This window comes from Desulfobacula sp. (assembly GCF_021107415.1).
Genome location: NZ_JAIOSW010000419.1, coordinates 1 through 2,552, shown reverse-complemented (window position 1 = coordinate 2,552; position 2,552 = coordinate 1). Strand labels below are relative to the sequence as shown.

The following is a 2,552-nucleotide window of genomic DNA, read 5'->3' as shown; positions in this document are numbered from 1 at the left end:
AGTGCCGATGATTGCGGAATATGTCACGGAAGCAAGAGGCGAAAGGTCGGTCATAACGGATTTTCCAATCAAAGAATAACAAACCCAGCTGGCTACGCAGCAGAAAATAAAAAACTCTCCTAAACCCAAACCGCCGTTTATAATGCCATTAATATCTCCTCTTGATATAACAATCACTGCGCCGGTGACCGAAATCAACACTCCTGCAAATTTAAGCAGCGTAAGCCTTTCCCTGAAAATAAGCCAGGAGAGGAGGGTTATGAATATCGGGTTGTTGGCGATAATAATGGAGGCACGACCAGCGTCGATTAACCTTAGTCCTTTGAAAAAAAAGACGTTATATGCGAACACACCTGTGAGTCCCAGGAGAACCATCGGAAAGATCTGTTTCTTACGTATTGCCGGGAAACGACCTTCAATTTTCCAGGTTATCAGGACAAGAAAGAATGATGCCGTCAAAAACCGAAGAAAAGAAGCTGAAAACGGCCCTACGTTTTGGGCAAGGACTTTGCCGGCTATAAACGTTCCGCCCCAGAAAGCAGCGGTTAAAAACAGTTTTATATATATAATCATTTTATTTTTTTTAAACCTTTTCCAAAGCTTCTTCAATATTAATACTTTGTACCAATTCATAGGCAATACTGCTGCTTGCAAGACGCATGATGCTTTCTTCAGAGTATCCAAAACTCAATAAATTAATACTGCCGTACCAGGTTATTTTTTGATCAATAATTGCAAATTTCTGATGAATATTTGATTTGAACAGGACTTGAACTCCGGCAGCCTTTAAAATTGCAAAAGTTTTTTCCAATATTGTTTTTCTGCTTTCTTTAAAATCTTTAACAGGCCTTGTCATGATCGTAATTTTAACCTGGTTTTTTAAAATAGTATTAAAATGATGCATCATTTGAATTACACGCTTTTTTGTAACAAAAGGACTGACAATCAACACTTGTTTTAATGCATTATCAATGTCACTCAAATAAACTGGGAAAAAACTGTTTTTATCAAAAATAACATCTGTTGGTGAAGGAGAAACAGTTTTCACTTTTGCCTTATAGCCGATAGACGCATACCCTTTCAGTCTTTTTCCATACATCTTTTCAAGCATTTTTACATGGATATCAATATAGTCGTATATTTGCACATTTCTTTTATCCTCGCACAAACGGTATAGCCTGCCGGCATATTGCTGCAATGTTCCTTTCCAGGAAATCGGCATAGCTAAAAACAAGGTATCAAGGCGGGGTTCATCAAACCCTTCTCCAATGAAACTACCTGTTGCAACCAAAACAAATGGCTTACCCACAGGTATAGAAGATATCTTTCCCAATACTGCAGCTGTTTTTTTGGTTCCCATCCCGCCAGTCAGACTTATGACATCAGGGATTCTTTTTTTTAAGGTTTCACTTAATGAGTTTACATGGGCTACACGTCCGGTTAGAATCAAAGAATTTCTGCCGTTTTTGTAGCATTCCACCACATCATCAATTATTAACTGATTCCGAATTTCATCAGCAATTATTTCTGAGTAAATTTCCTGAACTGACAACTCTTCCTGCTTTTTATTAAACCCGGTTTTAAAAGGAGTGAATCTTGGAATCAAATAGTGGTCAAAGGGTCTTTTTTCTGCCTGCTTTTTTTCATCCACTATAAACCGTATTGGGCCGCAATAAAAAAAGATAATCGGATGATGCCCGTCCGATCTTGAGGGCGTTGCCGTTAATCCATAAACGTATTTGGCAGTCGCATTCTTTATGATTTGCTCAAAACTGAATGCCGGGACATGATGGCACTCATCAACAATAATCATTCCATAATTTTTTATGCAGTCCTTTACGTTGCCACCCGTATTTAATGACTGCATAATGGCAACATCCACAATGGAGCTTAAACTGTTTTTACCTGCCCCTAGTTGGCCGATTAAATCCAGCTTCTTTTTTCTGCCTTTTTTCTTAGGTAATTCGGGGAGTTTTTCATTAATCAAAAGAAATTCCGATAATCTTTCCACCCATTGAGACAATAGCTGCTGTCTGTGTACTAAAATGAGTGTATTTACCCTTCTAAGACTGATCAGTCGTGCCCCAACGACTGTTTTTCCGAATGCAGTTGTGGCTGAGAGCACACCGTTATCCTGTCCCATAAGTGTGTCGACTGCATCCTGTTGTTCCTGCCGAAGCAGACCTTTAAATTCAATATTGATCAAACGACCAGGATTGGTCTCATTAACCTGATACGATTTGATTTTAAATTCTTTCAAAAGATTGATTAGATCATCTTCACACCCACGGGGTAAACCCAAATAGGCTTCAAACTCCTCAGAACAGGAAATAACCCGTGGCTTATTAAATGTGGGCATTCTCATCGCCTGGTTTTTATAAAAAACCGGGTTTTTAAAAGCCGCAAATCGTTTCATAATATTCAATGCTTTTTGGCTTAGCCCCGATTTTTTGACATACAACATCCCGGATTTTACAATTTCAACTGTTTCGGGGAAATCCTGATGTTGTAGCCTCAGGGTCTTCTTTATCCACGGCTTATTAACGTTTGTT

Annotated in this window: 2 protein-coding genes; both read right to left on the bottom strand. The window is 38.8% G+C overall.

Annotated features, from left to right (window positions below):
- Positions 1-573, bottom strand: a 573-nt coding sequence (locus K8S13_RS21165; RefSeq protein ID WP_291465711.1) for a DMT family transporter, incomplete at its 3' end; no start/stop codon positions are given.
- 10 nt (positions 574-583) lie between these two features.
- On the bottom strand, positions 584-2,552 hold a 1,969-nt coding region (locus K8S13_RS21160), incomplete at its 5' end, for a DEAD/DEAH box helicase family protein (protein WP_291465710.1).